Annotated in this window: 2 protein-coding genes; both read left to right on the forward strand. The window is 46.6% G+C overall.

The window, feature by feature from the left end:
- Positions 1-415 precede the first annotated feature (415 nt).
- Complete coding sequence (locus EII41_RS13440; protein ID WP_124790985.1) at positions 416-1,147, forward strand: pirin family protein; 732 nt, start codon at positions 416-418, stop codon at positions 1,145-1,147.
- 27 nt (positions 1,148-1,174) lie between these two features.
- Complete coding sequence (locus EII41_RS13445) at positions 1,175-1,720, forward strand: NADPH-dependent FMN reductase (protein WP_124751905.1); 546 nt, start codon at positions 1,175-1,177, stop codon at positions 1,718-1,720.
- Positions 1,721-2,018 lie beyond the last annotated feature (298 nt).

Genomic DNA, 2,018 nt, shown 5'->3' on the forward strand with positions numbered 1-2,018 from the left:
TCATCGCTCGCGCTCTGAATGACAAATGTCCGAACGCGTAAATCAATGACGAATGACGATGTTCAGAACGCAAATGACGCGAATAACCGCGAATAGACGCGAATTTAATTGTCAATGGTTATGCGGGTACATGGTTTGGTGGGTACTACGCATTCCCCCTTTGAAGGAATGTCGACCGGCAAACACCTAAACAATTCAACACCTAAACCCCTAAACAACTCAACAATCAAACCCCTCATTCGCGCGCTTCTTCGATGACGCTAACGATGATGTTATGAAAAAAAGATGATGAGCGTTCTATCGGGCCGGTAAACCGTTGAATTTTGACGCGTAAACGATTTCTTAACATAGATCAACTTACAGACATTCTGGACGCTGTATCTTTGCACTCGATAAAAACAGTCAAACAGGAAAAATGAAGAAAGTATTGCACAAAGCAGGATCTAGAGGAGCTGCTAATCATGGATGGCTTAAAAGTTTCCATACTTTTAGTTTTGCAGATTATCATGATCCCAAGCGTATGAATTTCGGAGTACTTCGGGTAATCAATGAAGATCGAGTAACCGGAGGACAGGGCTTTGGAAAGCATCCGCACCGAGATATGGAAATCATCTCCATTCCACTATCCGGAGCGTTGGAACACAAAGATAGTATGGGTAACGGCAGCGTGATCCGTCGAGGAGATATACAGGTCATGTCGGCCGGTACAGGAGTTACGCACAGCGAATATAATGCCAGTCGTGACGAATTGGTACACTTTTTGCAGATTTGGGTTTTCTCTCGCAGGCAAGGTGTCACGCCACGCTATCAGCAGATGAGTATTGCGGATGGGGCACGTAAGGATGAGTTTCAGCAGATACTCTCTCCGAATGCCGATGATGCCGGGGTTTGGATTCATCAGGATGCATGGTTCAACTGGGGCGATCTCTCGGCCGGCGTAGAACGCTCCTACCAGCTTCACGGATCAGATAACGGAGTATATTTCTTCGTAATCAGCGGACAGGTCGAAGTGGCAGGCGAACAACTATCCTCAAGTGACGGATTAGGAGTGTGGGAGACCAAGGAGGTTTCGGTCAAAGCGTTGAGTGATGCCGTCGTGTTAACGATGGAAGTACCGATGCATCTACCAGAATATTTATTTCACTAACATTATACATTAAAATAAGATTACACAATGAAAGTTTTAGCATTTGCCGGGAGTTCTGCCCGTCAGTCCATTAATAAAGCGCTCGTAGAATATGCGCTAAGTCTCGTAGATAATGTCGAAGTGGTATGGGTTGATCTCAATGATTATGAGATGCCTATCTATTCCGTCGACCGACAGGCCGAGGGCGGTATTCCTGCTTTGGCACATGATTTTAAAGAAAAGATCAGTAGCGCAGACGCGATCATTTGTTCGCTGGCCGAACACAATGGGGCCTTCAGCACGGCGTTTAAGAATGTGTATGACTGGGTATCTCGTATAAACATGAATGTGTTCGAGCAGAAGCCCATGCTGCTGATGAGCACATCGCCCGGCCAGAATGGTGGCGGCTCAGTGCTTAATCTTGCAGCAAGCACTTTCCCCTGGTTCGGAGGCAATATCGTAGCGAAGTTTTCTCTGCCAAGCTTTGGACACAACTTCGACTTGGAGCGAGGAGTTATTTCGGACCAGCAGGCTGATAACACGCTCAAAGAGCAAGTTGCTTCGTGGATAAAAGCGGCTCGCCAGACAAAGTAAGCCACTCCGTTAAGCTCAAGCCCGCTTTCGTATAGTCCGCAACCAAAATTCTTGAACCCACAATTCAAGAACATCCGGTTAGCTTTAGGGCTTTGGAAAGCAGGCTTGTGAGCTTAAAACATCTCAACCATCAAACCTCCGAATCATGAAAACCGACCGCTGAATTTGTCCGTTAAACCCAGATTCCGCAATAGAAGAAATAAGCATGAATTTCATTCAGGCTTTCAGCCCTCCGAACAAGGCCCGGATGTCAATATACCCCACCCTTGCGGGATGGGGCTGAAATAATTCGGGCTTT

The sequence above is a fragment of the Tannerella forsythia genome (assembly GCF_003860135.1).
GTDB classification, from domain to species: domain Bacteria; phylum Bacteroidota; class Bacteroidia; order Bacteroidales; family Tannerellaceae; genus Tannerella; species Tannerella forsythia_A.